This window comes from Paraburkholderia sp. MPAMCS5 (assembly GCF_036016995.1).
Classification (GTDB): Bacteria; Pseudomonadota; Gammaproteobacteria; order Burkholderiales; family Burkholderiaceae; genus Paraburkholderia.
In genome coordinates, this window is sequence record NZ_JAYXBK010000018.1 from 71,449 (window position 1) to 98,329 (window position 26,881).

Genomic DNA, 26,881 nt, shown 5'->3' on the forward strand with positions numbered 1-26,881 from the left:
CGTTAGCTCGCGGGTTGGCTGCCGCGCGGCAGCAGGAGCCCATAGCGCTCGATGAAACCCGCGACCGCCGCTTCAAAGCGGGCCATCTCCGGATCGCCGACCGGCAGGCTCAGCACAACATAACCGCGCCGCGCGATATAAATGCCCTGCTCGATCAGATAGAAGAAGAACAGGTCCTTGAATACGTTCATCGATGCGTCGATGTCGCGCACCGAACGCACCGGTCGCCCGGTGATCTGCAGATTCATCAGCGAGCCGATACCGATGAACCGCATCGCCACGTTTGCCGCTTCGAAGCGCGCGTTCAACGCCGTGCGCAACGCGTCGCCGCGCGTCGTGAGCGCACGCGCCGCGTCAGGCGTATAGATCTGCGTGAGGCCGGTCCAGCCCGCCGCCATCGTCATTACGTTGTTGTTGAAGGTGCCCGCGTGCTGCAGTGCGCCGCTTTGGCGCGGATCGAACAGCTTCATTATGTCGGCGCGCCCGCCGAATGCGCCGAATGACATGCCGCCGCCGATGTACTTGCCCAGCGACGTGAGATCGGGTGCGATGCCTAGCGCGGCTTGCAAGCCGCCCGGCGCGAGCCGCGAGGTCATCACTTCGTCGAACATCAGCAGCGCGCCGTGTGCGGTTGCGAGTTCGCGCAGGCCCTGCAAAAAGCCCATTTCGCCGACGATGCAACCCGACGCGCCTTGCATCGGCTCGACGAGAATTGCCGCGACTTCAGCGGGGTTTTCATCGAGCAAACGCCGCACACTGTCGAGATCGTTGTACTCAGCGTAGAGAAAGTCGTGCGGCACGTTGACGATATTCGCGCCGCGCCCGAACGTGAGCACGCCGCCGTGATAGGCGCCCACGAACACGATCACCTTGTCGCGCCGCGTGAACGCCTTCGCGGTGGCCAGCATCATCAGATTGGCTTCGGTGCCCGAGTTCGTGAAGCGTACCGTTTCGAGCGAGGCAAAGCGCTCGCACACTGCTTTCGCCAGACGCGATTCGAGCAGATTGTGGCTGCTCAGATTCAGACCATCGTCGAGCGCGGCGTCGATGGCCGCGCGAATCTGTGGATTGGAATGGCCGTAAATACCCGCGCTGAATTCGGCGATGAAATCGAGGTACTCGTGACCGTCCGCGTCCCACAGGCGACAGCCTTCGCCTTTCGTCATCGTCAGCGGAAACGGCTCGTAAAACAGCACCGAACGCGTGTTGCCGCCGGGCATGACTTCGGTCGCGCGCTCGTACTGCTGCGCGCTTTGCGGGTTGCGCGCGGCGTACGCGGCGGCGGCAGCCGCAAGCGCCTCGCCGACCGTGGCGGCTTTGCTGCGGGCGGAATCCCGCGCTTCGGGAAGGATCGACGTCATCATTCTGGATTTCCTGCTTCGTTGAACGGTGGATCTATAAACAATAGTTCATTGTACGGTGAACAACACAATTTCACAGCGAGTTTTGCAGCGGCTCGCGCGACAAATCAGATCGCGCATCAGATCGACTTTTCGTGCGCACGATCCTTCATCATCACGAGCGCGGGCAGCGTGAACAGCGCACTGCCCGCAAGCAGCCAGCCCGCATTGGCGCTTGCGCCCGTCAACGCGATCGCCCACGTGGTGAGGAACGGCGAGAAGCCTCCGAGTATCGTCGCGAGCGCGCCGCCGAACGCCACGCCCGTGGAGCGCACGCGCGTCGGAAACATTTCCGCGAGCGCCGCCGGACCCGCGCCCGAGTACATCGTGAAAACCACGTTCATCAGCAATTGCGTCCAGAAGAACGTCTTGAAGCCGATGCCCGACACGATGAATGCATAGAGCGGATACGAAAGCAGCACGAAGAACGCGCAGCTCGCGAGCAGCACGGGCTTGCGGCCGATGCGGTCGGATAGCGCGCCCATGAGCGGCGCGACAATCATCACCGTGGCGAGCGAGGCGGTGCTCGTCCACAGTGCCTCTGCGCGTGAGATATGCGCGTACTTGTTCGCAAACGTGGGCATATACACCGCGACCATGTACGAACTCACGGCCCAGAAGATCACGAACGAAAACGCGTGAAAGAGCGACTTCGCGAATTGCGTGCCGCTCAGGGTGTGGGCGCGCGCCGCTTCGCTTTCGAACGACGGCGACTCCTGCACGCGGCGGCGCACGTACATGCCCACGGGCCCGAGCAACGCACCGAGAAAGAACGGAATGCGCCAGCCCCACGAGGCGAGCGCATTCGCGTCGAGTGCGCTACTCAGAATGGCCGCGACAAGCGAGCCCAGCAGCAGACCCGCCGCAATGCTCGATTGCTGGAACGCGCCGAAGAAGCCTCGCCGGTTCGCGCCGCCCCACTCCACCAGAAACGCCGCCGCCGTGCCCCACTCGCCGCCCGCCGCGAAACCCTGCACGAGACGCGCCCCGACCAGCAGAGCGGGCGCCCAGACGCCGATGCGCTCGTACGTGGGAAGGAAACCGATCGCGACGGTGCTGGCCGCCATCAGAATCATCGTCGTGGCGAGCGTGATGTGACGACCGCGCACGTCAGCGATGCGGCCGAGCACCAGACTGCCGATCGGCCGCGCGACGAAGCCCACGCCGAACACCGCGAACGAGGCCAGCAACGACGTGAATTCGTCCGTCGACGGGAAAAAGTTCTTCGCGATGATCGCCGCGAGAAAACCGTACACGCCGAAGTCGAACCATTCGAGGATATAGCCGACCATGCCTGCGCCGATGGCGCGCCGTTGCTCGGCGCGCAGTGTGGCGGGCGTGGTGGCATCGAAGGGGGCTGCGTGAGATGAGCTGTTCATGATCGCGTCCGGCAGGAAGACAGGGAAAAGGAGTGACTTGGCGCAGTGGCGAGAATCAGAACTTGTGGCGAATACCCACCCGCACGGCAAGCTGCTTGTCGTTGCTCGAGATCGGCAGCGTCACCAATACAGCGCGTGCGCCGCCGTTGGCCTTGTCGTAGTTCGCGCTCAGATACACGTCGGTGCGCTTCGACAGCAGATAGTCGAGCACCGCGTTGAATTCGTTCCACTGATACGGAGACATCCTCGAATAACCGTAGCCGCCCGCGAGCACGAGATCCGGGCGCAGATTGGCGTGCAGGACCGCGTTGAAGCTTTGCATCGTCGACGCATTCGCGCCCTTCTCGTAGCGCGTATTCGTGTACAGGCCCGACAAACCCACAATGCCGAAGTCGTACGAGGCGCCCACGCCCGCCGTGCGATAACGATCGACCACCACGGCTCGCGACGCAAACGCGACATCGACGCCGAGGAAACTGCCAACGCCAAGACTGCTGCCGGGCGTGACCGTGTAGTCGTGAATGCTGGTGGTCGCCGCGCCGATGCTGAATGGACCGTGCTCGTAGGTCGCGCTCAGGCTGTATGCGACGCCGTAGTTGTTAGCCGGGGCGCTGAGCGAATTGAACGCGTATTGCGCGGAAAAACGCAGGCCGCGCAGGGTCGGGCTCACGTAAGTCACGACGTTGTTGAGCCAGTTGCCGGAGATGCGATCGTGATCGCCCGCGTCGAACGCGTAGATTCCGGACCAGTAGCCCGAGTGATAGCGGATCAGCGTGGTCGTCATCTGGTCGTAGGTGCGGCCGAGCGAGAGCGTGCCGAAGCGATCGCTTTGCAGCCCGACATACGCTTGTCGCCCGAATTCCAGACCGCCCTGACGCGACGCACCGGTGTTGGGGTTGAAGCCGCCTTCGAGATTGAAGATCGCCTTCAGGCCGCCACCCAGGTCCTCCACGCCGCGAAAGCCGAAGCGATCGCCCTGGCTGATGCTGTCGTCCATGCGGTACGCGTGATGGCCGCCCTGATTCGACACGAACGTGAGCCCATCATCGATCACGCCGTACAACGTGACCGACGATTGCGCGTGCGCAGCGGCACTCGCCGCCATAAGGCCCATCGCGCTCCCCAACACTGTCCATTTCATAACGATCTCCGATGCCCGTCGTGTGAATGTCGCGGCTGAACGTTGTCCTCCGCCTATCTGTTCCTCGAACATTGTTTTATTGTTCAGTGAACAAGACGAGGTTATAGAGCGATCGAAACGGAAACGCAACCAGGAAAAAAATGGAGATGCGCCCGGCGTCGCGGTGAAGAGACAGTTGTGCGGTATACAATGAAAACCTTGTCCAACCCGACCCCACTTGAGCTCAATGGCCAGCGTGGCGCGCCGGGCGCTTCATCGAATAACGGATCACATGTGAAGAAAGCCACGATCGCAACGGAAACCGCAGCGAAGACGTCGAAACCTGCAACGAAAGCCGCAACGAAAGCCGCAGCGAACAGTGCGAATGCGGGCAGGACGGGGCGCGCGACGAAAGCTCCGCCTAAGACGTCGACCAAAGCCTCAGCCGAAGCGTCCGCGAAGCGCGCAGGCCGCGCGGCCCCAAAGAAAGCTACGGCCGCCGACAAGGCGCTCACGCGCGAACGCATCGTCGCGGTGGCGATCGGCCAGATCGATCAGAATGGCCTCACGGCCTTCAGCCTTCGCGAAGTGGCGCGCCAGCTCGATGTCTATCCGACCGCCGTCTATTGGCACGTGCCCAATCGCGACGCGCTGCTCGCGGCAGTGGTCGAGGCGACTATGGCGGGCGTCGCGCCGGAAATCGGCAAGCTCAGTTGGCAGGACTGGTTTCGCGAGTTGTTCCGCCGCTACCGCAGGTCAGTGCAGCAGCATCCGAACGTCGCCCAACTGGTAGGCGCGCAACTCGTGTCGAATGCGAGCCTGAGCCCGCTGCTGATTGACCGCATTCTCGCGGTGCTGTTGCAGGCGGGCTACGACGAAGCGCGGCTCGCCGACATGTACAACGTCGTGGTCGCTAGCATGGTCGGGTTCGCGACACTCGAATTCGCGCCACTTCCCACCGACGATCTCGAGGTCTGGACGAACCAGCTGCAGGAAAAGGTCCACGACATCCGCGCACTCGAATACCCAACGCTCGCGCGTCATCTCCCCGCGCTCGCGAACCGCGCGTTCATCGTGCGCTGGCAAAGCGGCAGCGAGGTGCCACTCGATTCGAGCTTCGAGACCTTCGTGGAAGTCACCATCGCGGGCATGGAACGCATGCTCGCGAAGTAAGTTATGCAGTCGAGCCACTTCAAACGAACGTCAGCAGACGGCGCGGATTGCGCGTGAGCAGCGCGTCGATTTCTTCCTGCGTGAAGCCACGCCGCAGCATGCGCGGTACGATATTGGCGAAGATGTGCTGATAACCATGGCCACCGTACCGGCCCAGACGCGTGCGCGTGCAGATGTCGTGGCTGATGAGCACGCGCTCCGCGTGTCCGTGGTCGAACAGCGAGCGCACCATGCGCAGGCGCGCGCCGTCGTTGGGCATGTCGATGTCTGACATCGGATAGGCGCTCTGCTCCCAACCGAACAGATCGAATTCGATCACGCAGCCCGAGTCGGCGAGGCGCAGCAGCCGTTCGTCGTCGAAAATCGTGCGGTCTATGTGACTGATGATGACGCGCTCCAGCGGAAAACCCAGACGCCGGATCGTATCGACGAGTTCCTGCGGCTGATCGGCGTGACGGCCTGGATGAATGTTGAGCGCCGCGCCCGTGTCCTGCTGCGCGAGCAGCGCACCGTGCACGACGCGCCTTTCCAGATCGGTCCACGGCGACTGGCAGCCGATCTCCCCGATGATGCCCGCGCGTACCTGCGTGCCCCACGCGCCTTCCGTGATCTGCCCGATCATCTCGCGCGCGAAGTCGTCGATGCTGCGCTGCGCGTTCGCGGGGTCCTGATACTCGTGCACGTAGTGGCCGCAGCCCATCACCACATGCACGCCCGTTTCGCGCGCAATATGCGCGAGCCCTTCGGGATCGGGCTTTAGCCCGCCCGTGGTCAGATCGACGATGGCCGCCCCGCCAGCCGCGCGAAATTCCGCCACTTCCTCGATCGCCACTTCCTTCTGGTCGAGCCGATAGTTTTTCAGCGACCGCAACTGCCCGTAGTTGATCTTCCAGCAATTGCAGATGTCGATGTCGGTCTGATCGTGATCGGCGTCTTCGGCGAGACGCGGCGGCACGAGATCGATCAGCAGATGCTCGTGCATCAGCGCTGGACCGAGCGCTTCGGGTTCGATCAGGCCGAGCACGGTCTGAATGCGGCCCTTGCGCGAAAGCGGTTCATTCATATGGCGGCGTCCATGAGAGGGTTGAAGCGGCAAGCGCGAGCCAGACAGACCAGGCTCAGGTTATCCCCAGGTTGATGCGTCCACGAAGCGGGAATAAATTTCATTGTACGCTGAACAACAAACAACTGTTCCTTGGTCAAATAAATTTGGCCAAGCGCAACAACATCTTGCGGAGACGGCACCCATGAGTAAACCGAAAGTCATCGTGACCATTGCACCGACCGGCGGCATGGCTAGCAAGAAGCAGAACCCGAACTTGCCGACGCAACCCGACGAAATCGCCAGCGACGTGTACGACTGTTTCAACGCGGGCGCGAGCGTGGTGGCGATTCACGCGCGCCGCCCCGACGACGGCGCGACTTGCGATCCCGCGATCTATCGCGACATCAACGCTCGCATTCGCGCGCAATGCGACATCGTCATCAACAACTCGACCGGCGGCGGCGTGCACGGCGACATGATCGCGCAGGCGCCGAACGGATATTGGGAGATTCTCTGGGAGGAGCGGCTGAAGGGACTCGAAGCGGGCGCGGAAATGTGCACGCTCGACGCGACCACCATCATCGCGAGTTTCGATGACAAGGAACTGCTGATGCACACCTCGCCGCAGCGCTCGAAGCAACTCGCGGCGGAAATGAAAAAGCGCGGCATCAAACCCGAGTGGGAAGTGTTCAGCCCGACGCACATCGTCCAGGACGTGGCGGCGCTCACGGCCGCCGGTTTCGATACGGAACCGTTCTTCGTCAACATCGTGCTCGGCGCGCATCGTGGCTTCCAGAACGCCATGCCCTATACGCCGCGCGTATTGCATTCGATGGTGGATCTCTTGCCCAAAGGCAGTATCTTTTGCGTCAGCGGCATTGGCCCCGCGCAACTGCCTTCGGCGATGAATTCGCTCCTGCTGGGCGGACACGTGCGCGTGGGTCTCGAAGACAACTTGTACTACGGGCCCGGCGAACTCGCGACGAATGTGCAACTGACTGAACGCATCGTGCGGCTCGTGCGCGAGATGGGTTACGAGCCGGCCACGCCGGCGCAGGCGCGCGACATCATCGGCTTGAGACCGGCCCCCCATTTGCATAGCTAGTCGCAAATGTCGGCGGACGTGCCTTCGATGTACTTTCGGAAAGCTCACAGAGAACTCGATTTATCGGAGCTCAGCTCGCTCATCGACTGGATTAATAGTCCTTCCCGTTTGTGCCGAGGATCTACCTCCGCTTTCGAGAGGTCGTGGGAGAAGCCAGACTGCGTCAGCGCCCAGCCCATCGCGCTCGCCGCGTCGTCAATGAAAAGGATTGCGCCGGAGAGCGCCGCGGTCTGAAGCAGCATCGGAAGAACCGACTTCCACGTCAGCCCGCCACGATAGATCAGCAGCCCGATCAGGAGCGAGTACGCGATGCCGATCGTCGAGACTTCGGTCGCCGTCGCGATGCCCTCCATCACGGCGCTTCGAATCAGGAATGGAAGCACGAGCGCGGGCAATGCGACCACGAACGTGCGGCGAACCTGGCATTGAAACCGTTTGTGGTCATCGCGGAGTTCGAGGTGAAGTCCGACTGTCTTGCGGACTTTCTCGCGCTCGCCCGCGACGACGCGCGGCACTCTCTCGCCGACGAGGCCGGCTGCCGTCAGTTCGATATCGTCCGGATCGACGAAACGCCGCCGCGAGTCGTGTTTTACGAGGTGTACGACGATCACGCGGCTTTCGACGCGCACTTGCAACTGCGCATCTGGAGCGCTTTCGCGCGGGTTTTCCGGCGCTGATCGTCGCCGAGCACGCGGTACGCTTCGGCGCCCGCGAGCAGTCATGATGCGCGCGTCCCTTGTCGTAGGCTTTCTTGGCACCGGCATCATGGGTTCGCCCATGGGTCGCCGGATAGCCGGAGCCGGCTACCGCGTCGCCGCCTGAAACCGCACCCGCGACAAAACGGCGGCGCTCGCCCCGGCGGGCGTCGGCATCGCCGACCACGCAAGCGACGCCGTGAGCGACGCCGACGTCGTGATCTGCATGCTGAGTTCGGGGCCGGCGTGCGACAGCATTCTGCTTGGCGAGCACGGCGTAATGACAGCGATGCGCGCCGGCAGCGTGCTGATCGTGATGAGTTCAATCCCCGCCGACGCGGCGCTGCGTCACGCCGACGCGGCAAAGGCGCGCGGCATCACTGATCCGGGAATTGCGCAGACGAAACGGGCTTGCCGAGACATGAAATTCTGTTGCAGGACGATCGAGGGAACTGCGAAAGGTGCGCGAAAAGAAAAGCAACCGTGTTTCGGAACGGTCGCTCCCGTTGCACTATCGAGCGGTTTCTCGCGCGAGTGTTCCGGCTGCGTCACTTCAATCATGCCGATGTGCAGCGACCTCGTTCACTTTTCCGCACCAATGGTCGTCACCGGTTGCCATTTCATCGACTTGACCTGATAAAGCGTCGACGTCGGATTATTCAGATCGCCGTATTTATCAAACGCGATATGACCGGTAATGCCGTTGTATTGAATCGTGCGGAGCGTTTGCATGAACACCGCCGGCTTCACCGAATTCGCCTGCTTCATGGCTGTGATGGCGAGTGCCGCGCAGTCGTAGGCGAAGGGCGCGTACGTCAGCGTGTCCGCGCCGAAGCGTTTCTTGAATTTTTCCGCAAATGCGCGGCCTTCGGGCAATGAATCGACAGGTCGGCCATATTCCCAAGCCATCGCGCCTTCGGCTGCGCTTCCTGCATTACCGATGAAGACGCTATCGGCAATGCCGCCGCTACCAACAAATTGTGCGTGCAAACCGAGCTGCTTCATGCGCTTGACGATCAGGCCCGCCTGGCCATCCAGTCCGCCGAAGTACAGCAGGTCGGCGTTGGCCGACTTGATGTTCGTCAGTTGCGCGTTGAACTCGACAGCTTTGTCGTTGGTATATTCTTCGGCCACGATCTGACCGCCGGCCGCCTTCGCGGCCTTCTTGAATTCTTCGACCGCGCCTTGTCCGAATGCAGTCCGGTCGTCCATTACCGCGATCCGCTTCGCTTGTGTGACCTTCACGGCATAGGTGCCTGCGTTGCCCGAGTTCTGCGTATCGGTCGCGATGATGCGGAACACGTTATTCAAGCCCTGGCGCGTAATTGCCGGATTGGTCGCCGCGGGATCGATTAGCGGGATACCCGCGCGCGCGAAGATCGGCGAAGAGGGAAGCGCGACGCCGGAGTTGTAATAGCCGACCACGACCACGACACCGTCGTCTACGAGCTTCTGCGCTACTTGCACTCCGACGCGCGGATCGCCCTGATCGTCGACCGATGCGAGTTCAAACTGTATCGGCTGTCCGCCGATGTTGGGGTGTTGCGCGTTCGCCTCTTCCACCGCCAGACGCACGCCGTTCTCGATGTCCTTGCCATTGGCCGCGCCCAGCCCAGTGAGCGGCGCAGAAACGCCGATCTTGACGGTTTGCTGCGCATTGGCGACGAGCGGGGCCATGCAGAGCGCGGAGGCCGCGATGAGTGAATGAAGCATTTTCATGACAAGCACCTCGATCAGAGGAATGTCGAAAATCCGAGCCGGTACCTTCTGCATCGGATTACCTTTTTCTTCACATTCATTCCTAAAGCTTGCGACTCGCCCCTTATATCGCCGCGTCTACACTCCGGACAAAAGTGGCCACAAACATTTTGCGTCAAAACTCCGCTTTCATTTCTACGGATTAACACTAGCGTCGCGCGCAAGCGGCCGAGATTCCATCACTTAACGAGTGTGCATCGACACGATGCGCGGTCGTACTTTATTCCATCGTTAATCTGTTCGATGGCAACTCGAGCCTGGCCATCTGGATCAAGCCGGCAACGACAATGACGACCATGGAAATCACAATGAGCCAGTTGGCGAACCAGCCTGCTTCGGGCGTTCTCGGCCAGGCAAGATCGATGATCGAAGCGATTCCAAAAGCCAGCGCGATAATCTTGATGACAATCCCTTTCACACCAAGTTGAAAAGCGCCGTCGGAACGCCAACCTCTAAGACTGGAGACCAGAGAGGCGACCACCACCATCTGGAACGCCGCGTAAATCCCGGTCGTGGCGAAGCTGATGATCTGCGTCGCTGCATTGGCGGAGATGAACCCGACCGACAGAACAAGAATGGTCAGTCCAGACGTCGTCCAGATCGCAGGAACGGGTTGCTGGCGCGTTCGGCTGAGTCGTCCCAGGAAGCGGGCGCCGATGATCATGTTGTCCCGGCCAAGCGAGAACATCAGGCGACTGATCGAGGCGATGACCGACGCGACCGCACTGACCACCACGGCAAGCAGGCACACCATCGTGATCTTCAGACCCAGTGGGCCCATTGCCTGCTGGATCGCGGCGCTCGCTGGATCAGCAACCTTGCCGCTGAGCGCGCCGGCCAGATCAGGAATCGCGAACAGCAGGCCAACCGTCATGAGCAATGCGGACGTGCCGCCACATACGATAGTCAGCAGCATGGCTCGCGGTACCGCGTGGGACGCCCCTTCGACTTCCTCCGCCAGATCTCCGCAGGCTTCGAAGCCATAGAAGATCCAGATGCCGATGAGGCCCGCCGAAAACAGTGCCGCCGTATAGTTCCCATGTGCGACGTTATATGAATTCCAGATGATCGAAAGCGGCTGCACACGAGCGAAAAAGAGCATATAGACGCCGCACACGACGAGCCCAATGATGCCCGCCCAGACCCCGACTTCCGTGGCTTTTGCCAGCACGCGAGTCCCTGCGAAGTTCGCCGCTATCGCAATGGCGGCGATCGCAATGCCCGCGATCGCGTTGAACGTCGGCGTCGCGGGCGCGCCCAGAAGGCTGGCGAGGAAAGGCGCTCCGCCGGCAGCGATGCCAGCCCCGGTTCCAACGAGTGCGAACAGATAAATCCACGCTGTCAGGAATCCCCAACGCGTTCCACCGAACTGGCGCGCCCATTGATAGATGCCGCCGGCGATCGGATAGGCAGACGCTGCCTCCGCGAATACCAGGCATACGAACGCCTGGCCCGCGAGCACCACCGGCATCGTCCAGAAGAAGGCCGGTCCAGCGGCCATGAGCGCTGTCGAGAACAGGGCAAACACGCCTGCCATCGGGCTCATATAGGAATAGCCGAGGGAAAAGTCGGCGAAGAGACCGAGAACGCGGCGAAATTGCGGCTGATAGCCTAGCGCCAGCAATCTGCTGTCTTCGCTCTCGCGTGCTTCAGATCGTGATTTTTCTCTGTGAGTCATTTCGAACTCCTGGCTGTCTGCACTTCGGTGATTCGATAACTTTCGCTGACGACTAGCCTTTGGAGTACCAGCCGTTGTCAACATAAAGGGCGGCGCCGTTGATGAAACTGGCGTCATCCGACAAAAGGAAAAGTGCCGCCGATGCTGCTTCTTCGGCTTCGCAAATGCGGACCTGAGTGTCGGCGAGGCCCGCGTCTTCCCATTTCTGGCCCAGCCGGTCAAGCTCATCGATCTCACGAAGGCCATGAGCGGTACGGACGAATCCCGGGCAGATCGCGTTGCAGCGGATGCCATTGCCTCGGTACTCAGCTGCGATGGAACGAGCGAGTTGCAGGACCGCCCCCTTCGTCATGCAATACACGCTTTCAAGCGCGAACCCTTTCTCGCCGCCGATTGATGACGTAATGACAATGCTGCCTTTGCCGCGCGCGACCATTCCCGGTAGCACAGCCCGGCAGGTGAGGAAGGCGGACCGGGCGTTGATCGCCATGAGCCGGTCGTAGTCCTCGTCCGTGGTCTCGTGCAGCGGCTTCACCACAATTGTTCCCGCGTGGTTGAACAGGCAGTCGACCCATCCGAGCGACTCGGTGGCCGCGCGGACCGCAGCGCCGATCTGTTCAGAGCTCGATGCGTCCGCCTGATAAAACGTTGCGCGGCCGCCTTTGCTGCGGATCTCGTCCACCACCTGTTCGCCCGCATCCCGCGCGATATCGATGATTGCCAGTTCGGCGCCGTGTCGTGCGAATAGCAGCGACGCGGCGCGACCCATGCCGCCCGCGCCGCCGGTGATCAAGACCTTTCGGTCCTGAAGTCGCGAAGGGTTGATTGAGGAGGTCAAAAGGCCTTCATCGGCAGTTCGCGCTTTCATGTCCATCTTTCTGTCTCCGTAGAGCCGCACATCCCGCGTCACCCCGCGACGGTATCGCCGAATCCCCAGGCGAAGGTCGCGGCTTGCGGGTTGATCTCACTCTAGAAGACCGCTTTTTTGAGCACTATCGTATTTCGGCAAGTAAGGGTTTGCACGGGCATCTGATTTGCCTCCACGGCGCGTTATCGTCCATGGACGAAAGATCACATGATGCGGCACCCCGCTTTTCTCTGATGAGTATGCCCCCCGTTTCGACGACTTCTTCGAGTGCCCGGCTTCTGGCACGCACGGTCGCATTTAGCTCATTTACCGACGTGGACGAGCAGGCACGTGCATTCGACGGCTGGAGCCTCCAATACACGCAGATCTCACGCGGTCTCTTCCACGGCTCGTCGTCCATCGTTTCACTCGGCGGGATCAGGTTGCTGGTCGAGCAGTTGGACAAAGTCATCATGCAGCAAGGGTCGGTGCCTTCTAACAGGTTGGCTGTCGCCGTTCCATTGGAGCTGGAAGGCCACGCCAGAATGTGTGGAGAAAAAAGCGAACGTGACAGCCTGCATGTCTTCTCCAGCGGCTCTGAGTTCGAGTTCTTCTCGCCGGACCGGCATGTTCTCGTGAATGTCGAAATAGAACCCGAGAAGCTGTCGTCGGATTCGATGCGTGTGTTAGGAACGTCGCTGGTTTCCCGACCGATGGGCCCGCTCATCCCAATGGCCGCCGAAACCGCAGGCAACCTGCGCGACCTTCTCAAGCAGACGCTCGCTGCCGCCGCACAATCATCGCCCGGCGAACAGGCAGACACTGACGAGCGCATCGAGCTTCTCGAAAGAACGATCCTCTATGCGATTTCCGAAGTCATTTCGGTTGCTCCGGGTGCTGCAGCCACCACTGTCGGCCCGACAAAATACTGGTCGCTTGTGAATTCGGTGCAGGAAAATCTTCAGAACCCCGCGAGTTGTCCATTATCGATTGCCGAGCTGTGCGTGCAGTTGGGCGTCAGCAGAAGGACGTTGCAGTACGCCTTCCAGGAAGCGCTTGGCCTTAATCCAATCGCATACCTTCGGGCGGTGCGCCTGAATCACGTGCGACGGCAATTGAGGGTCGGCGAGTCCGTGACGTCGGCAGCAACGAAATGGGGCTTCTGGCACCTCAGCAGCTTCGCGCATGACTATCGTGTCATGTTCGGTGAGTTGCCCTCCGCGACGACAAGGCGTTTTTCGCGCCGCGATTGAGAGACCGTCCAGCACATCGAAGGGAACGTCGATCGACGGCAATTCAGTTGCTAGCGGCTTTTTGAACAAACGAAAAAAAACCCACCAGGTCGAGTTGGTGGGCCGTCAAAAAATCCCTCCGTTGCGGAAACTGACAGGTTTTCCAGTACCGAAAGTAACGCGTCATAAAACTGTCACGTGTGCGCTAGGCAACAAACACTCGGCCCTAATTATTTCCAAAAATAACAGGTACATCTTTTGACCGGCATGCTTGGCTTGGCTTGGCGAGCGCGACCAGTGCCACAAAAGGCGCTGGCTCCGATCGACAGCGGTGATTGAGGTGACGCGACGGGCCGCTCAATCGCGTCGAGCATCGAAGGCTTTATGAGGCCGCGTGCGACGACCCATATGGGCAGCTTGCGCTGCCCGTTTCCGGTTGAGCCCACGCGCCGCTGCCCTTTCGGCCGCATCGGTCCGTCGCACGGTTGTTGCAAAGCTTCGCGCGGGGCGCTTGTTCAGGAGACCATCGCTATTTCATGCCGCCGCTGCGCGAACTGCCCCGCTCTCACCGGCCTTTGATAGAGATATCCTTGTGCGAATGGCACTCCCGTTGCGAGCAACGCAGCGTGGTGGGATTCGGTCTCGACGCCTTCCGCAATGACCTGTAACCCATAATGCGTTGCGACAGCGACGACGCCCACAATGAGGTCGGCGCCGCCCGCGTCCACCTGATTCACGCGCAGTTACCCCCAACCCGCTGCACGCAAAAGCCGCGCCGCTGTCTTCCAACGGGCCGCAAAACCGCCAGCCTGTTTCCGGGCTGGCGTTCCCCGTCCCCACGGATCAGGATGGACGTTTGCCGCGACCACCAGCCGGTTTGCCCGCCGGCTTACGTGAACTCGCTGCGGGTTTGCTGGCGGGTTTGCTGCCCGGCTTTTGCACGCTGAATGGGTTAGCACTCGACAAGCTTGCGCCTTTACCCCCGGCCACAGCGCGCTGCGCCGCGGGCTTGCGTTTGTTTTCGCCAATTTGCGGGCGCAGCTTTTTGCTGACCACCTGCTTGCCGCCCGGTGCAGCTTGCGGCACTTTGGGCTTCTTAGGTTTCTTCGGTTTCCTGATGATCTGGCCCGTCGCGCTGGTTTCCGGCACGCGGTGTTCGGCTTCGAAACCCGGCTCTTCTTCACGACGCAGCGTTTGCCGGATCAACGCTTCAATCGCGGCCAGTTGCGGCGCTTCATCGGCACACACAAGGGACACCGCCACGCCGCTGGCGCCCGCGCGGCCCGTACGGCCAATACGGTGCACATAGTCCTGCGCCACGATCGGCAGATCGACGTTGATCACCAGCGGCAGGTCGTCGATATCGAGCCCGCGCGCGGCCACATCGGTGGCTACCAGCATGTGTACTTCGCTCGTCTTGAAGCGCTCCAGCGCACGCAGGCGCGCGGGTTGCGGTTTGTCGCCGTGGATGGTGTCGACCGCATAACCCGCTTCGTCCAGCATGGCCGCGAGGTAATCCACGCCATTGCGGGTTTTGACGAACACCAGCGCGTGCTTCCAGTTGTTCTCAGCCACGAGGTGCATGAAGAGCTCAGGCTTGTTCCTTTTATCCACCGGCACCACCCACTGCCTGATCTTGCTGGCCGTGGCATTGGGCGGGCTGACGCTGATATTGACCGGGCCGCGCAGAATGTCCGTCGCCATGGCGCGGATATCGTCGGTAAACGTGGCGGAGAACAACAGAGTCTGGCGCTGAGCGGGCAAGGCAGCAAAGACGGCGTTGAGTTCGCGCGCAAAGCCCAGGTCCAGCATGCGGTCGGCTTCATCCAGCACCAGCGTTTGTACCTGATCGAACTGCACGGCGTTCTGGCGATTGAGATCCAGCAGACGGCCCGGCGTGGCAACGAGCACGTCGACGCCTTTGCGCAACTTCATCATCTGCGGGTTGATACTCACGCCGCCGTAGGCGGCCAGAAATCGTAAGTCGAGGCCTTTGCCGTATTCGATAAAGCTTTGCAGCACCTGTTCGGCCAGTTCGCGCGTGGGCACCAGCACCAGAACGCGCGCGCGGTTGCTGGACACAGCCGGGCCGTGCTGCACGAGCCGTTGCAACAGCGGCAGCGCAAAACCCGCCGTTTTGCCGGTGCCGGTCTGTGCCTCAGCCATGACGTCCTTGCCACTGAGCACAGCAGGAATCGCCTTGGCCTGCACCGGCGTAGGTGTCTGGTAATTGAGGTCTTGCACATTGCGCAGCAAGAGTTCGATCAGGCCAAGCGAGGCAAAAGACATTGGCGTATTCCGGGCGAAAACCGCAATTTTAGCGGTTACGGCCTTATTGCGCCGCGCAGATCAACGGGCAAAAAGATCGACGTTGGTCGTCACCGAAAAAGTAGCAGTGCCGGGCGACCGACGCCGATCAAGATCGGCCAAAACAAATACCTGAACAACATCGTCGCGCAGGACCACCGCGCCATCAAACCCGTCATGCTGTCCGGCAGCAAAATCGTCACATGATCCGCCAAGGGCCGAACCGTCTAGGCGGGTTCGCCCGCTTCACTTCCAAGATCCTGCGCGATGAAGTCGACGAACGCACGAATGCGGTTCGACATTTGATGCCGCTGCGAATAGACCGCGAAGATGTCCGCGTTCGGCGTGTCGTGATCGGGCAGAACCTGGACCAATGAGCCGTCAGCCAGATATTGCTCGATGTCCCATTCAGCCCGCATCAGAACGCCGTGTCCCTCCAGCGCCCACTTCACGGCGATTCCGCCATCGTTCGTGGTCAGCGTTCCATTGACCCGCACCGCCTCAGTCTTGCGCGACGCGCCTCTGCCCGAGGTCAGGCGCCACACGCCATAAGCTTCGTCGCCCTGGCGAATGCCGATGCAGTTGTGCCGCGTGAGGTCGTGCGCCGTCATCGGCATCCCCCGCGACGCTATGTACGAAGGCGCAGCACACAGCAACCGCCGGTTGCCCGCGAGACGCCGCGCGACCACTCGCGTATCGGGCGGCTCGCCGAAGCGGATACAGACGTCGAAGGTGTCGTCCGTGAGCGGCGGCGGCGTGACCGACAGTTGAAGCTGAACCGAGACCTGCGGATATTTCAAGACAAAGCGCGAAATCGCTGGCGCTACATGGCTGCGTCCGAACCCGAGTGTTGCGTTCACACGCAGTAGTCCCTTCGGACTCTTCTTCGCCGTGCCCAGCAGTTCTGCCAGCTCGTCGATCTCGTCGAGAATCCTGCGCGCATGCTGAAGATACAGCTCGCCTTCGGGCGTGAGCATCATCCGGCGTGTCGTGCGGTTGACGAGCGCCACGCCCGCGCGGCTTTCCATCTGCGTGAGCCGCTTGCTGACCGCCGCGGCCGTGAGCCCCAATTCTCGCGCCGCCGCGCTCAGACTGCCGCACGCCGCGAGCGTCGAAAAAAAGCTGAGATCCGCGGGATGGACGGTGTCGCGCATGGCTTTTAATTTATGAATTTTAGTTAAAGATGCTTTTATTCTAGCACCGGTTTTTGCATTCAGATGTAGGTAGAGTTCAGTCACACCGCAAACACACGAAGGACGGAGACACAGCATGAAAACCTATCGCATCGCGACCATTCCCGGCGACGGCATCGGCAAGGAAGTCGTGCCGGCCGGCGCGCAAGTTCTCGACGCACTCGCGAAGACCACGAAGTCGTTCGCGTTCGAATTCGAAAACTTCGACTGGGGCGGCGACTACTATCGCCAGCATGGCATGATGATGCCGGCGGACGGACTCGACGCGATCCGCGACAAGGACGCGATTCTGTTCGGCTCGGCCGGCGACCCGGACATCCCCGATCACATCACGCTGTGGGGCCTGCGTCTGAAGATCTGCCAGGGCTTCGACCAGTACGCGAACGTCCGCCCGACGCGCATCCTGCCCGGCATCGACGCGCCGCTCAAGCGCTGCAAGCCCGAAGACCTGAACTGGGTGATCGTGCGCGAAAACTCGGAAGGCGAATATTCCGGCGTGGGCGGCCGCGCGCACCAGGGTCATCCCATTGAAGCCGCGACGGACGTGTCGATCATGACCCGCGCCGGCGTCGAGCGCATCATGCGCTTCGCGTTCCGCCTCGCGCAGTCGCGTCCGCGCAAGTTGCTGACCGTCATCACGAAGAGCAACGCGCAACGTCACGCCATGGTGATGTGGGACGAAATCGCGCTGCAAATCTCGAAGGAATTCCCGGACGTGAAGTGGGACAAGGAACTGGTGGATGCGTCGACCGCGCGCATGATCAACCGTCCCGCAAGCCTCGACACGATCGTCGCCACCAATCTGCACGCCGACATTCTCAGCGATCTCGCCGCCGCGCTCGCCGGCAGCCTCGGCATTGCGCCGACCGGCAACATCGATCCGGAACGCCGCTTTCCGTCGATGTTCGAGCCGATTCACGGCTCCGCGTTCGACATCATGGGCAAGGGTCTCGCGAATCCGGTCGGCACGTTCTGGTCGGTCGTCATGCTGCTCGAACATCTGGGCGAAGCCGATGCCGCGAAGCGCGTGATGCAGGCAGTGGAAGCCGTGACCGCGAACCCGTCGCTGCATACCGGCGACCTGGGCGGCACGGCGACGACCGCCCAGGTGACGGCCGCCGTCTGCGCCTTCATCGAGCAAGCCGCCGCGCCCGCTGCGAACGCGGCGTAAATCTCATCAGAGGCTCACTGGAGCCGGGTCTACACGGTCCGCCATGCGGCGGCCGTGGCCCGGCTCGTCCCGAGCGCGGCGAATCAAAGGCAGAAGACAAAAGACACGATGTTCAAGCCCTACGCACTCCGGTGCTCCCTTTCTTTGCGAGAGCAGAGATGAAAGCCACCGCTCAACTCACGCTGCCAGGCAGCGACGCCGTCAACAGCGATTTCGACGTCGACGGCCTGTTGCACAACATGTTCAAAGCCGCGATCACCACGGCACAACCCGCGCTGCGCGTGCCCGACTTCCTTCCTGAAGCGCCGCGCGGACGCACCATCGTCATCGGTGCGGGCAAGGCTTCCGCGGCAATGGCGCGCGCCGTCGAAGAACACTGGACGAACAGGCTGGAAGGTCTCGTCGTCACGCGCTACGGATACGCCGTGCCGTGCGAGCGGATCGAGATCGTCGAAGCCGCGCATCCCGTACCCGACGAGAACGGTTTGAAGGCTGCGCAACGCATGCTCGAACTCGTCTCGGGACTCACTGCCGACGATCTGGTCATTTGCCTGATCTCCGGCGGCGGCTCGTCGCTGCTTCCGCTTCCCGCCGAAGGACTGACGTTGCAGGACAAACAGGAAATCAATCAGGCGTTGCTTGCCAGCGGCGCGACGATTTCCGAAATGAATTGCGTGCGCCGGCATCTGTCGGCCATCAAGGGCGGCCGGCTCGCGGCGGCTTGCCATCCGGCGCGCGTGGTCAACCTGATCATCTCGGACGTGCCCGCCGACGTCATTGCCGACATCGCCTCGGGTCCGACTGTTCCCGACACGTCGACGTGCGCCGATGCGCTCGGGGTACTGCGTCGCTATGAAATCTGTGCTTCGCCTACGGCCATCGCGTTGCTTGAGAGCGGCTGCACGGAAACGCTGAAGCCGGACGATCCGCGTCTCGCCAACATCGAAACGCATCTGATCGCGACGCCTCAACTCGCGCTCGAAGCGGCTGCCAGGCAGTCGCGCGCGGCCGGCATCGACGTCCACATTCTCAGCGACGCCATTGAAGGCGAAGCCCGCGACGTAGGCGCAGTCATGGCGGGCATCGCCCGACAGGTCAGCCGCCGCGGACAGCCCTTCCAGGCGCCCTGCATCCTGCTGTCCGGCGGTGAGACGACCGTCACGATTCGCGGCGATGGTCGCGGTGGCCGCAACGTCGAATTTCTGCTGTCGCTCGGGATCGCGCTGAAAGGCGAGCCGGGCGTGTTCGCCATCGCGGGCGACACCGACGGCGTCGACGGTCAGGAAGAAATCGCGGGCGCACTGCTGCGTCCGGACACATTGAAACGCGCCAGCGAGCGCGGTATCCGTCCATCCGAGCGCCTTGAAAACAACGACGCGCACGGTTTCTTCCAGGCGCTGGGCGACTCGGTCATCACCGGGCCGACGCTGACCAACGTCAACGATTTTCGTGCCATCTTCATTGCCGCTCAGCACGGCGATTTTTCCCGGAGTCGATAGAGATGCGCCGCCACCGTAATGCCAAAATCGTCGCGACGTTGGGCCCCGCGAGCACCAGCCGCGACACCATCGAAGCGCTGTTCAACGCGGGCGCCGATGTCTTCCGCCTGAATTTCAGCCATGGCACGCACGACGATCATCAACGACGTCTTGACATCATTCGCTCGATCGAAGAAGACGCGGGCCGGCCGATCGGCGTGCTGCTCGATCTGCAGGGTCCGAAGCTGCGCATCGGCACATTTGCAAACGGCCCGATCGTGCTGGAAAAGAACGCTGCGTTTCGACTCGATCTCGACGCACAGACGCCCGGCGACAGCGCGCGTGTTTCGCTGCCGCATCCGGAAATCTTTGCGGCGCTCAAGCCGCAAACCAACCTGCTGCTCGACGACGGGCGCGTCCAGTTGCGCGTCGAACGCTGCGGCCCTGACTTCGCGGAAACTGTCGTCGTCGTGGGCGGCCCTCTTTCCGAGCGCAAAGGCGTGAACGTCCCGGACGTCGTGCTGCCGCTATCCGCAATGACGGAGAAGGACCGCCGCGATCTCGAGTTCGGCATGACGCTCGGCATCGACTGGCTCGCGCTGTCGTTCGTGCAGCGTGTCGAGGACATCGTGGAGGTCCGCAGGATCGTCGGCGATCGCGTCGGCATTGTGGCGAAGCTCGAGAAGCCGGCGGCGATCGGCGGCCTCGAGGCCATCGTCGAAGAAGCCGACGCCGTGATGGTCGCGCGCGGGGATCTCGGCGTGGAGATGCCGGCTGAACAGGTGCCGGCGATCCAGAAGCGCATCGTTCGCGCCTGCCGCAAGGCGGGCAAGCCGGTGATCGTTGCAACGCAGATGCTCGAATCGATGGTCGCGGCGCCGGTCCCGACACGCGCCGAAGCGTCGGACGTCGCCACTGCCATCTACGACGGCGCTGACGCGGTAATGCTCTCGGCCGAATCGGCAAGCGGCAAATATCCGGTGGAAGCCGTTCGAATGATGGACCTCATCATCTCGCAGACCGAGCGTGATCCCTACTACCGCGAAGTGATCGCGGCGTCGCACGCGGCGCCCCGTGCGAGCGCGTCGGACGCGATCGGCTACGCGATGCGGCACGTCACCGGCCTGCTTAACGCGGTGGCGACAGTTGCGTACACGAGTTCCGGTTACTCGGCCTTGCGCATGGCGCGCGAACGGCCATGCGCGCCGATTGTCGGCATGACGCCGAGACAGATCACCGCCCGGCGCCTCGCCCTGGCGTGGGGCGTGCATCCAGTTCTCTGCGACGAGGTCATCGACGTGCAGGAAGTCAGCGAACTCGCCTGCCAGACCGTGCGCGAAGAAGGATTTGGCGAAACAGGACAGACCGTCGTGATTTCCGCGGGCGTGCCTTTCGGCACCCCCGGCACGACCAATCTGCTGCGCATTGCTCAAATCCTGTGAGGCGTGTAATGGCCCGCATTGAGGGCGGCAAATTCCGGTATGGCGGTAAGTTGTCAGGCTGGCTGTCGATCATGTCAACGGCGAGCTGCGGCAGACTTTGCCGGGCTTCGACGTCCACGAGCAGACGAGCATTGATAACCGCATGATCCAGCTCGACGGCACACCGACGAAAGCGCGCCTGGGCGCGGACGCGATCCTCGCGCTTTCGCTGGCCACGGCCAAGGCGGCGGCCGCCGCAGCGAAGGTTCCGCTCTACCGATATGTCGCGAGGACGCAGTCGGCGTGCCGCGTTTGTCGGAGGCGCTGCGCTGTGACTGATCGAAGCCGAACTTGGCGACACGGCTTCGTATCGAGGAGCGTCGGCACTCCGGTCTGCCAGCCGAAAACCATAAAAGCAGGAACAGCGGCGGCCGGACCACGCACAGACATAGTCCATTTTTAAAAGAGCAATGCTCAAGCCTCCAAGGAGGAGACAATGATTTCCGAACTCGAAAGCCGGGTGTCCCGCAAGCTGATGCTGCGGATCATCCCGTTTGTCATGCTGCTGTATTTCGTGAGTTTTCTGGACCGCGTCAACGTGGGCTTCGCCGCACTGTCGATGAACAAGGCCATTGGCCTGTCGCCGACCGCGTTCGGGCTCGGTGGCGGACTTTTCTTTGTTGGCTACTTCCTGTGCGAAGTGCCGTCGAACCTGATTCTTCACAAGGTCGGCGCGCGTCGCTGGATTGCCCGCGTGATGGTGTCGTGGGGCATCGTATCGGCAGCTTCCGCGTTCGTCGTCGGGCCGAACAGTTTCTACGCGTTACGCTTTATTCTGGGCGTCGCCGAAGCGGGTTTCTTCCCCGGCATCATCCTGTATCTGAGCCTGTGGTTTCCATCGCGTCAACGTGCAGTTGCCGCGGCATGGTTCATGGCCGCCGCGCCGATATCCACCGCCATCGGTTCGCCGATTTCCGGCGCGATCATGAAGCTCCCGTCGATCGCGGGTCTCGCCGACTGGCAGATGCTTTACATCCTTGAAGCGGTTCCCGCGATCATTCTCGGCTTCTGCGTATTGAAGTATCTGACGGACACGCCGTCGAAAGCAGAATGGCTGCAGCAGGAAGAGCGCGAATGGCTGATCGCGAAGCTGAAGCTCGAAGCGGATGCGAAGCAGTCACATGCCGGCCACACCGCTGGCGCACTGAGCGCCCTGCGCGATCCGCGCGTGCTCGCGCTGGCGCTGATCTACTTCGGCACGTCAGCGGGTCTTTACACGCTCGGCTTGTGGGCGCCGCTGATCATTCGCCAATACGGCTTTGGCTCGTTCGAAACGGGGCTGCTGGCGGGCATACCGAGCATCCTCGCCGTGGTCGCAATGATCTTGTGGGCAAAGCATTCGGACCGCACGGAAGAGCGCACGTGGCACGTCGTCATTCCGTGTGCGCTGGCCTGTCTTGGCTTCCTGTTTGCGGGCAACGCCACCACTGCATTGATGATCATCCTGGCGCTTGTGATCGTGAACATTGGCATCAGCGCGGCCAAAGCGCCCTTGTGGGCCATGCCGAGCATGTTCCTCTCAGGTGCCGGCGCGGCGGCCGGGATTGCGATGATCAATTCGATCGGCAATCTGGGCGGCTTCGTCGGTCCGTTCGCGATCGGCTGGCTCAAGAACGTGACGGGCGGTTACCGCGACGCTCGACGATGCACAGTCGAGCGTCACGAAATCCCGCAAGGAACTGCAGGTATTCGCTGACGCAGCGCCGTTCGTCGGGCAGGATAATGCGCTCCGGGACGGCATTATTCGCGCTGCTCAACTTCACTCCAAAGCGATGCAGCGCGCGATCGACGCGTTACGCGCGAATGATGTTGCAGCATTCGTGGCGATCAACACACTCGACGTGACGCGTTCAGGAGCTGATTACTCGAAGGCGATCGATCTGTTTCAGCAGCAGACCACTGCGCTTGCGCAGGCGGAGGCCGATCGCGGCAGTGCGCGATATCGTCTGATCGTGGCACTGGTCACGGTTGGCGTGCTGATTTCGCTCGGGCTCATTGGAGCGGTGCATTTTGCGTTGCGGGCGCTCATTGTTGCGCCGCTGGCGGAAGCCGCGAATCTACTGCATCGCGTAGCTGATGGCGACTTGACCATTCACATTACCAGTGCCGGCGAAAACGAAGTAGGTCAACTGCATTCCGCGATCGCCAGAATGAAATCAGGACTCGCTCACACGGTTCAACAAGTACTCAGCAGTTCCGACTCGGTGAATGTGGGAGCCCGGGAAATTGCCGCTGGAAATCTTGATCTGTCCTCTCGGACGGAAGAGCAGTCCACCGCACTGGAGGAAACCGCTGCGAGCATGCAAGAGCTAACCTCGACAGTGACCAACAACGCGGCGAATGCAAGGCAAGCCAGCACACTTGCGATCACCGCGGCAGAAATCGCGACGCGCAGCGGAGAGGTGGTGCGCGGCGTGGTGTCCACCATGAACGAAATCACGGATAGCTCGGCGAAAATCGCCGAGATCATCGGCACAATAGACGGCATTGCGTTTCAGACAAACATTCTTGCCTTGAATGCCGCAGTAGAAGCCGCGCGGGCCGGCGAACAGGGACGCGGCTTTGCTGTGGTCGCAGGCGAAGTGCGTGCCCTTGCGGGGCGTAGCGCGGCAGCGGCGCGAGAAGTTCGAACGTTGATCAATGCCTCGCTTTCGAAAGTACAGTCCGGCAATGCACTCGTCGCGCACGCAGGCGTCACCATCGACGATACCGTCGATGCCGTGCGTCAAGTCGCAAGCATCGTGCAGGCGATCTCGGCTGAGTCGACGGAACAGGCGAGCGGCATCGTGCAAATCGGTCAGGCTGTCTCACAGATGGAGCAGGTAACCCAGCAGAACGCATCGCTTGTCGAACAGGCTGCGGCGGCGGCCGCTTCTCTAGAGGCGCAGGCGCGTCACCTTGAAGAAGCCGTATCGGCCTTCAGGCTGAGCGAAAAGGCGTGAATCGCATACATCGGATGAGCCGGCATAGCGCCGGCAGATGGCGCATGCGGGTTTTCCTTAGCCTTAGGCACGGCAACAATGCGATGGTTGGCGGTAGGCGGACATGCTAGGATTTCTTCCAGACAACTCCGGAGACTGCTATGCCGTTCATCTGCGAAAACGTTGAATGTCGCGCCGTGCTAGCTCGCGGTCAGGTCAGATCCGCTCACGAGGACCAGGGGTGGTGCTTTTACTGCCCGGATTGCAAAGCGAGGAACGAGTTGAAAAATATCGGCATACCTGGCAGTGCTGTCGAGTTGCTTCAACCGGAAAGATCCGACCTTCCGCACAAGGTGATAGCGACTGCGCGACCATTGCAGGACGGCACGTATGCGGCGCAGTTGCGCGTTCAAAGGGCACTCAGCATGAAAGGAACGTACGCGGTCGAGGAGCACTGGGAGCAGCTCGGTGTTTTCATGGACGCGCAACAGGCCGTAGCGCATGCGAAGTCTATCGCAACAGACTTGCTGGCAAAGGCCCGGTCTTGAGTGGCACGCCAGATTACCCTGTACGTTTCAATGCACGGATCTCCACAGCCGTCTTACGAACGTAGATCCGTGCGAACCTGCTGCTTTAAAGCGCGCATGCTGCGCAGAAAACGATTCAGCTTCGAGTGCACTCATGACGCGGTATCAACGGATACCGGACCGCTCTAAGGACTCGACGAAACGCAATGTGATCAGTTGAATTGAATCATCCTCAGGAAGCGCCGCTGGTCGCGAGCGTGACAAATAGCTTGGCTGCTTCGTTCTCGTGGCACAACGCGCGCAGAGAAAGCGAGAGAGCTAGTTGTGCGTCGTGAGAGACCGCGCTTCGATCCTGATCGAAGATCTTGAGAGCGTGGCGTATATGTTGTGCCGCCTGCGTGTGAAGCTCCACGGCCGCCGCATGATGTTTGGCCACCTCCGCGGCACTTGCGCCTGAGTCGGTGGATGGAGTGGTAATCGACGCCGGAGCGGCGCTGTGCGCGCCTGCTTCGTGTGCCTGATCGATCGCATGCAACGTGTGGCCATGGGCCATTATTGCCTGATGTGCGGCGTGTGCAAAATCTCGACCGGCCTCGAAGTGTCGAGACGCCTCACGATGATGTCGCGCAGCCTGCTCGTGGTGTGACGCCGCAGCTTCGAGATGACCTTTCTTGTTGTGTTTCATGCTCATACCGGCTCCTGTGCAACTTCAGGACAGACTCGGACGGCACCGATCCGAAGACCCAGTGCCGGGTCGCATACTACGAGATGCTAATTTACACGCACTTGCGCGTGCCTGCTTTTTGGACTGGGTTCGCGAGGTGAGCGGGCGGGCATGCTATTGGATCTGACTCATGAAGCAACGATCTCTCCGGCTTTTGTTCGGTAACCTTTGTTCGGTAGCTCAAGGATCGGTTACGCAATAGCACGCGAGCATTCGATCTGCAACGGCCGAACGGCGCTTCTCCGCCATTGCCGAAGTTCGGCGATAGGGAGCGGCACATTGGCTGCGGGTTGGTATGCCGCAATTAGCGAACGCGCGCGTGCGGCGAAAGGATTTGCCGACAGCTCGTGCTTCAGTTGAAGAGGAAAAGGGAGAGGAATGGCCCCTTCGCGTGGCGAAAGTTGGGGCCTACCAAAAATTTGACTTCGATGCGCCTCGCGAGACCGTGGTCGCCGCAGTCCGTGCCTGCAAAACCTGCTGCACTGCACGATTTTTGACTATGAAACGCGATAGGGCTTTCCCGAATGCAAAAAAATATCAGAGGTGTGTCCTATCCTGTGTAGTGAAATTTTGCGTCATCCACTATTCTTCGATCCATGGAAGCGGTGACAACCGAACAATCGTCGACAAAGACGGTGGCCCATGGAGACAGACGTGACGAACGACAGTACCGATGCGGGCGAAGGCAGCCCTCGCCGTCGCCCCCGTGTTGCTGAGCCCGACCTGGAGCTGGTCGCCGTATCGCGCGACGAATCGTTCAAAGTGTGGTCGCACGGCTATCCTTACAGCACGGTGCGCTGGCACTTCCATCCCGAGTACGAGCTTCACCTGATCACCGCCACGACGGGCAAGTACTTCGTCGGTGACTACATCGGAGATTTCACGCCTGGCAATCTCGTGATGACCGGGCCCAATCTGCCGCACAACTGGGTGAGCAATGTGCCGCGGGGCGAGCCAGTGAGCGAACGATGCCTGGTGCTGCAGTTCGATTCTGAATTTGTGATGCGTGCAATCGATGCGTTTCCGGAATTCAGAAAGGTTACTGATCTGCTTGAGGCGTCGGGCTGGGGTGTGTTGTTCACTCCGGATACAGGCGCCGCCGCCGAGCCGATCATGCGTGAGATGCTGCACGCGCAGGGAATGCGGCGGATCGCGCTCTTCGTATCGCTGTTCGCCCTCCTTCTTCAAAGCAAGGGGCCAGTCAAGCTGGCAAGCGCCGCCTATCGGGCTGATCCGGCGCGCTACGCCGAGACGCGTATCAATCATGTGCTGACGTACATCGGCAAGAACCTTGCGCAGGAACTTCGCGAAACTGACCTGGCAGGTCTGGCAGGCCAAAGCGTGAGCGCATTCTCCAGATACTTTCGCCGCCATACCGGCGTGCCTTTCGTGCAGTACGTGAACCGGCTACGCGTTAATCTTGCGTGCCAGTTGCTGATGTCCGGGGAACTGAGTATCAGCGATATCTGCTATCAGGTCGGATTCAACAACCTGTCCAACTTCAACCGTCAGTTTCTGTTGCTCAAGGGCATGTCGCCTTCCAGGTGGCGTGGTTATCAGCAACTCAATGCGGCAAGCGGATCCGACGCGCCCGGTTCGGCGCGACAACACGCGGCGGCAAGTGCCGCCATCGAAGAAGCATAGGAG

At 61.3% G+C, this 26,881-nt stretch carries 21 protein-coding genes and 5 pseudogenes; 14 read left to right on the forward strand and 12 right to left on the reverse strand.

The features are described 5' to 3' along the window. Positions 1-2: 2 nt before the first annotated feature. The 3 genes from VOM14_RS27620 to VOM14_RS27630 all read right to left on the reverse strand — a co-directional run bounded on the left by VOM14_RS27620 (position 3) and on the right by VOM14_RS27630 (position 3,920). Complete coding sequence (locus tag VOM14_RS27620) at positions 3-1,364, reverse strand: aspartate aminotransferase family protein (protein WP_327631908.1); 1,362 nt, start codon at positions 1,362-1,364, stop codon at positions 3-5. Between the two features lie 116 nt (positions 1,365-1,480). Continuing rightward, positions 1,481-2,779, reverse strand: a complete 1,299-nt coding sequence (locus tag VOM14_RS27625; protein ID WP_327631909.1) for an MFS transporter — start codon at positions 2,777-2,779, stop codon at positions 1,481-1,483. 55 nt (positions 2,780-2,834) lie between these two features. Continuing rightward, entirely contained in the window at positions 2,835-3,920 is a 1,086-nt protein-coding gene (locus VOM14_RS27630) for a porin (RefSeq protein ID WP_327631910.1), read from the reverse strand. A 273-nt stretch (positions 3,921-4,193) separates the two neighbouring features. Here VOM14_RS27630 and VOM14_RS27635 point away from each other — a divergent pair, with 273 nt between their 5' ends. Further along, entirely contained in the window at positions 4,194-5,072 is an 879-nt protein-coding gene (locus VOM14_RS27635; protein ID WP_327631911.1) for a TetR/AcrR family transcriptional regulator, read from the forward strand. 19 nt (positions 5,073-5,091) lie between these two features. Here the strand turns inward: VOM14_RS27635 and VOM14_RS27640 are convergent, their stop codons facing one another. Further along, positions 5,092-6,135 carry a phosphotriesterase family protein gene (locus VOM14_RS27640; protein ID WP_327631912.1) on the reverse strand — a complete coding sequence of 348 codons (1,044 nt, stop codon included), beginning with the start codon at positions 6,133-6,135 and terminating at the stop codon, positions 5,092-5,094. A 184-nt stretch (positions 6,136-6,319) separates the two neighbouring features. Here VOM14_RS27640 and VOM14_RS27645 point away from each other — a divergent pair, with 184 nt between their 5' ends. Next, positions 6,320-7,222 carry a 3-keto-5-aminohexanoate cleavage protein gene (locus tag VOM14_RS27645; protein WP_327631913.1) on the forward strand — a complete coding sequence of 301 codons (903 nt, stop codon included), beginning with the start codon at positions 6,320-6,322 and terminating at the stop codon, positions 7,220-7,222. A gap of 131 nt (positions 7,223-7,353) precedes the next feature. On the opposite strand, the pseudogene VOM14_RS27650 reads toward VOM14_RS27645, so the two are convergent. Further along, a pseudogene (locus tag VOM14_RS27650) lies at positions 7,354-7,644 on the reverse strand (TRAP transporter large permease subunit); the annotation flags it as partial. Between the two features lie 3 nt (positions 7,645-7,647). Here VOM14_RS27650 and VOM14_RS27655 point away from each other — a divergent pair. Continuing rightward, positions 7,648-7,899: a putative quinol monooxygenase gene (locus tag VOM14_RS27655; RefSeq protein ID WP_327631914.1), complete on the forward strand. Its 252-nt coding sequence runs from the start codon at positions 7,648-7,650 to the stop codon at positions 7,897-7,899. Between the two features lie 157 nt (positions 7,900-8,056). Next, positions 8,057-8,554: pseudogene (locus VOM14_RS27660) on the forward strand (NAD(P)-binding domain-containing protein); the annotation flags it as partial. Here VOM14_RS27660 and VOM14_RS27665 read toward each other — a convergent pair. From VOM14_RS27665 to VOM14_RS27675, 3 genes are all read right to left on the reverse strand, one after another. Further along, complete coding sequence (locus tag VOM14_RS27665) at positions 8,500-9,636, reverse strand: branched-chain amino acid ABC transporter substrate-binding protein (protein WP_442955591.1); 1,137 nt, start codon at positions 9,634-9,636, stop codon at positions 8,500-8,502. The pseudogene VOM14_RS27660 and the gene VOM14_RS27665 sit on opposite strands and share 55 nt — an antisense overlap. Positions 9,637-9,895: 259 nt before the next feature. Continuing rightward, positions 9,896-11,353 (reverse strand): amino acid permease, encoded by a 1,458-nt coding sequence (locus VOM14_RS27670; protein WP_327631915.1) that lies wholly within the window; start codon positions 11,351-11,353, stop codon positions 9,896-9,898. Between the two features lie 52 nt (positions 11,354-11,405). Next, positions 11,406-12,227, reverse strand: coding sequence for an SDR family NAD(P)-dependent oxidoreductase (locus VOM14_RS27675; RefSeq protein WP_327631916.1), 822 nt, complete (start codon positions 12,225-12,227; stop codon positions 11,406-11,408). A 185-nt stretch (positions 12,228-12,412) separates the two neighbouring features. Here VOM14_RS27675 and VOM14_RS27680 point away from each other — a divergent pair, with 185 nt between their 5' ends. Beyond that, a complete protein-coding gene (locus VOM14_RS27680; protein WP_327631917.1) occupies positions 12,413-13,453 on the forward strand; it encodes a helix-turn-helix domain-containing protein in 1,041 nt (346 codons plus the stop codon). Between the two features lie 494 nt (positions 13,454-13,947). On the opposite strand, the pseudogene VOM14_RS27685 reads toward VOM14_RS27680, so the two are convergent. Then, positions 13,948-14,169 (reverse strand): annotated as a pseudogene (locus tag VOM14_RS27685) (EAL domain-containing protein); the annotation flags it as partial. 106 nt (positions 14,170-14,275) lie between these two features. Beyond that, entirely contained in the window at positions 14,276-15,721 is a 1,446-nt protein-coding gene (locus VOM14_RS27690) for a DEAD/DEAH box helicase (RefSeq protein ID WP_327631918.1), read from the reverse strand. Positions 15,722-15,826: 105 nt separating this feature from the next. On the opposite strand from VOM14_RS27690, the pseudogene VOM14_RS27695 reads away from it, so the two are divergent. Further along, positions 15,827-15,910: pseudogene (locus VOM14_RS27695) on the forward strand (IS6 family transposase); the annotation flags it as partial. Positions 15,911-15,966: 56 nt separating this feature from the next. On the opposite strand, the gene VOM14_RS27700 reads toward VOM14_RS27695, so the two are convergent. Next, complete coding sequence (locus VOM14_RS27700) at positions 15,967-16,893, reverse strand: LysR family transcriptional regulator (protein ID WP_327631919.1); 927 nt, start codon at positions 16,891-16,893, stop codon at positions 15,967-15,969. A 115-nt stretch (positions 16,894-17,008) separates the two neighbouring features. On the opposite strand from VOM14_RS27700, the gene VOM14_RS27705 reads away from it, so the two are divergent. The 7 genes and pseudogenes from VOM14_RS27705 to VOM14_RS27735 all read left to right on the forward strand — a co-directional run bounded on the left by VOM14_RS27705 (position 17,009) and on the right by VOM14_RS27735 (position 24,531). Beyond that, positions 17,009-18,103 carry a tartrate dehydrogenase gene (locus VOM14_RS27705; protein WP_327631920.1) on the forward strand — a complete coding sequence of 365 codons (1,095 nt, stop codon included), beginning with the start codon at positions 17,009-17,011 and terminating at the stop codon, positions 18,101-18,103. Between the two features lie 158 nt (positions 18,104-18,261). Beyond that, positions 18,262-19,602: a glycerate kinase type-2 family protein gene (locus VOM14_RS27710; RefSeq protein ID WP_442955592.1), complete on the forward strand. Its 1,341-nt coding sequence runs from the start codon at positions 18,262-18,264 to the stop codon at positions 19,600-19,602. Between the two features lie 2 nt (positions 19,603-19,604). Continuing rightward, positions 19,605-21,023: a pyruvate kinase gene (pyk, locus tag VOM14_RS27715; RefSeq protein ID WP_327631921.1), complete on the forward strand. Its 1,419-nt coding sequence runs from the start codon at positions 19,605-19,607 to the stop codon at positions 21,021-21,023. A 97-nt stretch (positions 21,024-21,120) separates the two neighbouring features. After that, positions 21,121-21,465 carry a hypothetical protein gene (locus VOM14_RS27720; protein WP_327631922.1) on the forward strand — a complete coding sequence of 115 codons (345 nt, stop codon included), beginning with the start codon at positions 21,121-21,123 and terminating at the stop codon, positions 21,463-21,465. A gap of 33 nt (positions 21,466-21,498) precedes the next feature. Continuing rightward, positions 21,499-22,758, forward strand: coding sequence for an MFS transporter (locus VOM14_RS27725; RefSeq protein WP_327631923.1), 1,260 nt, complete (start codon positions 21,499-21,501; stop codon positions 22,756-22,758). Then, positions 22,700-24,004: pseudogene (locus VOM14_RS27730) on the forward strand (methyl-accepting chemotaxis protein); the annotation flags it as partial. The gene VOM14_RS27725 and the pseudogene VOM14_RS27730, both read left to right, overlap by 59 nt. A 140-nt stretch (positions 24,005-24,144) precedes the next feature. After that, entirely contained in the window at positions 24,145-24,531 is a 387-nt protein-coding gene (locus VOM14_RS27735) for a hypothetical protein (protein ID WP_327631925.1), read from the forward strand. 211 nt (positions 24,532-24,742) lie between these two features. On the opposite strand, the gene VOM14_RS27740 is transcribed toward VOM14_RS27735, so the two are convergent. After that, positions 24,743-25,201 (reverse strand): hypothetical protein, encoded by a 459-nt coding sequence (locus VOM14_RS27740; protein WP_327631926.1) that lies wholly within the window; start codon positions 25,199-25,201, stop codon positions 24,743-24,745. Between the two features lie 687 nt (positions 25,202-25,888). On the opposite strand from VOM14_RS27740, the gene VOM14_RS27745 reads away from it, so the two are divergent. Beyond that, the gene (locus VOM14_RS27745) at positions 25,889-26,878 is read left to right on the forward strand and encodes an AraC family transcriptional regulator (protein ID WP_327631927.1); all 990 of its coding nucleotides are present in this window, start codon (positions 25,889-25,891) and stop codon (positions 26,876-26,878) included. The last annotated feature ends 3 nt before the right edge of the window (positions 26,879-26,881 follow it).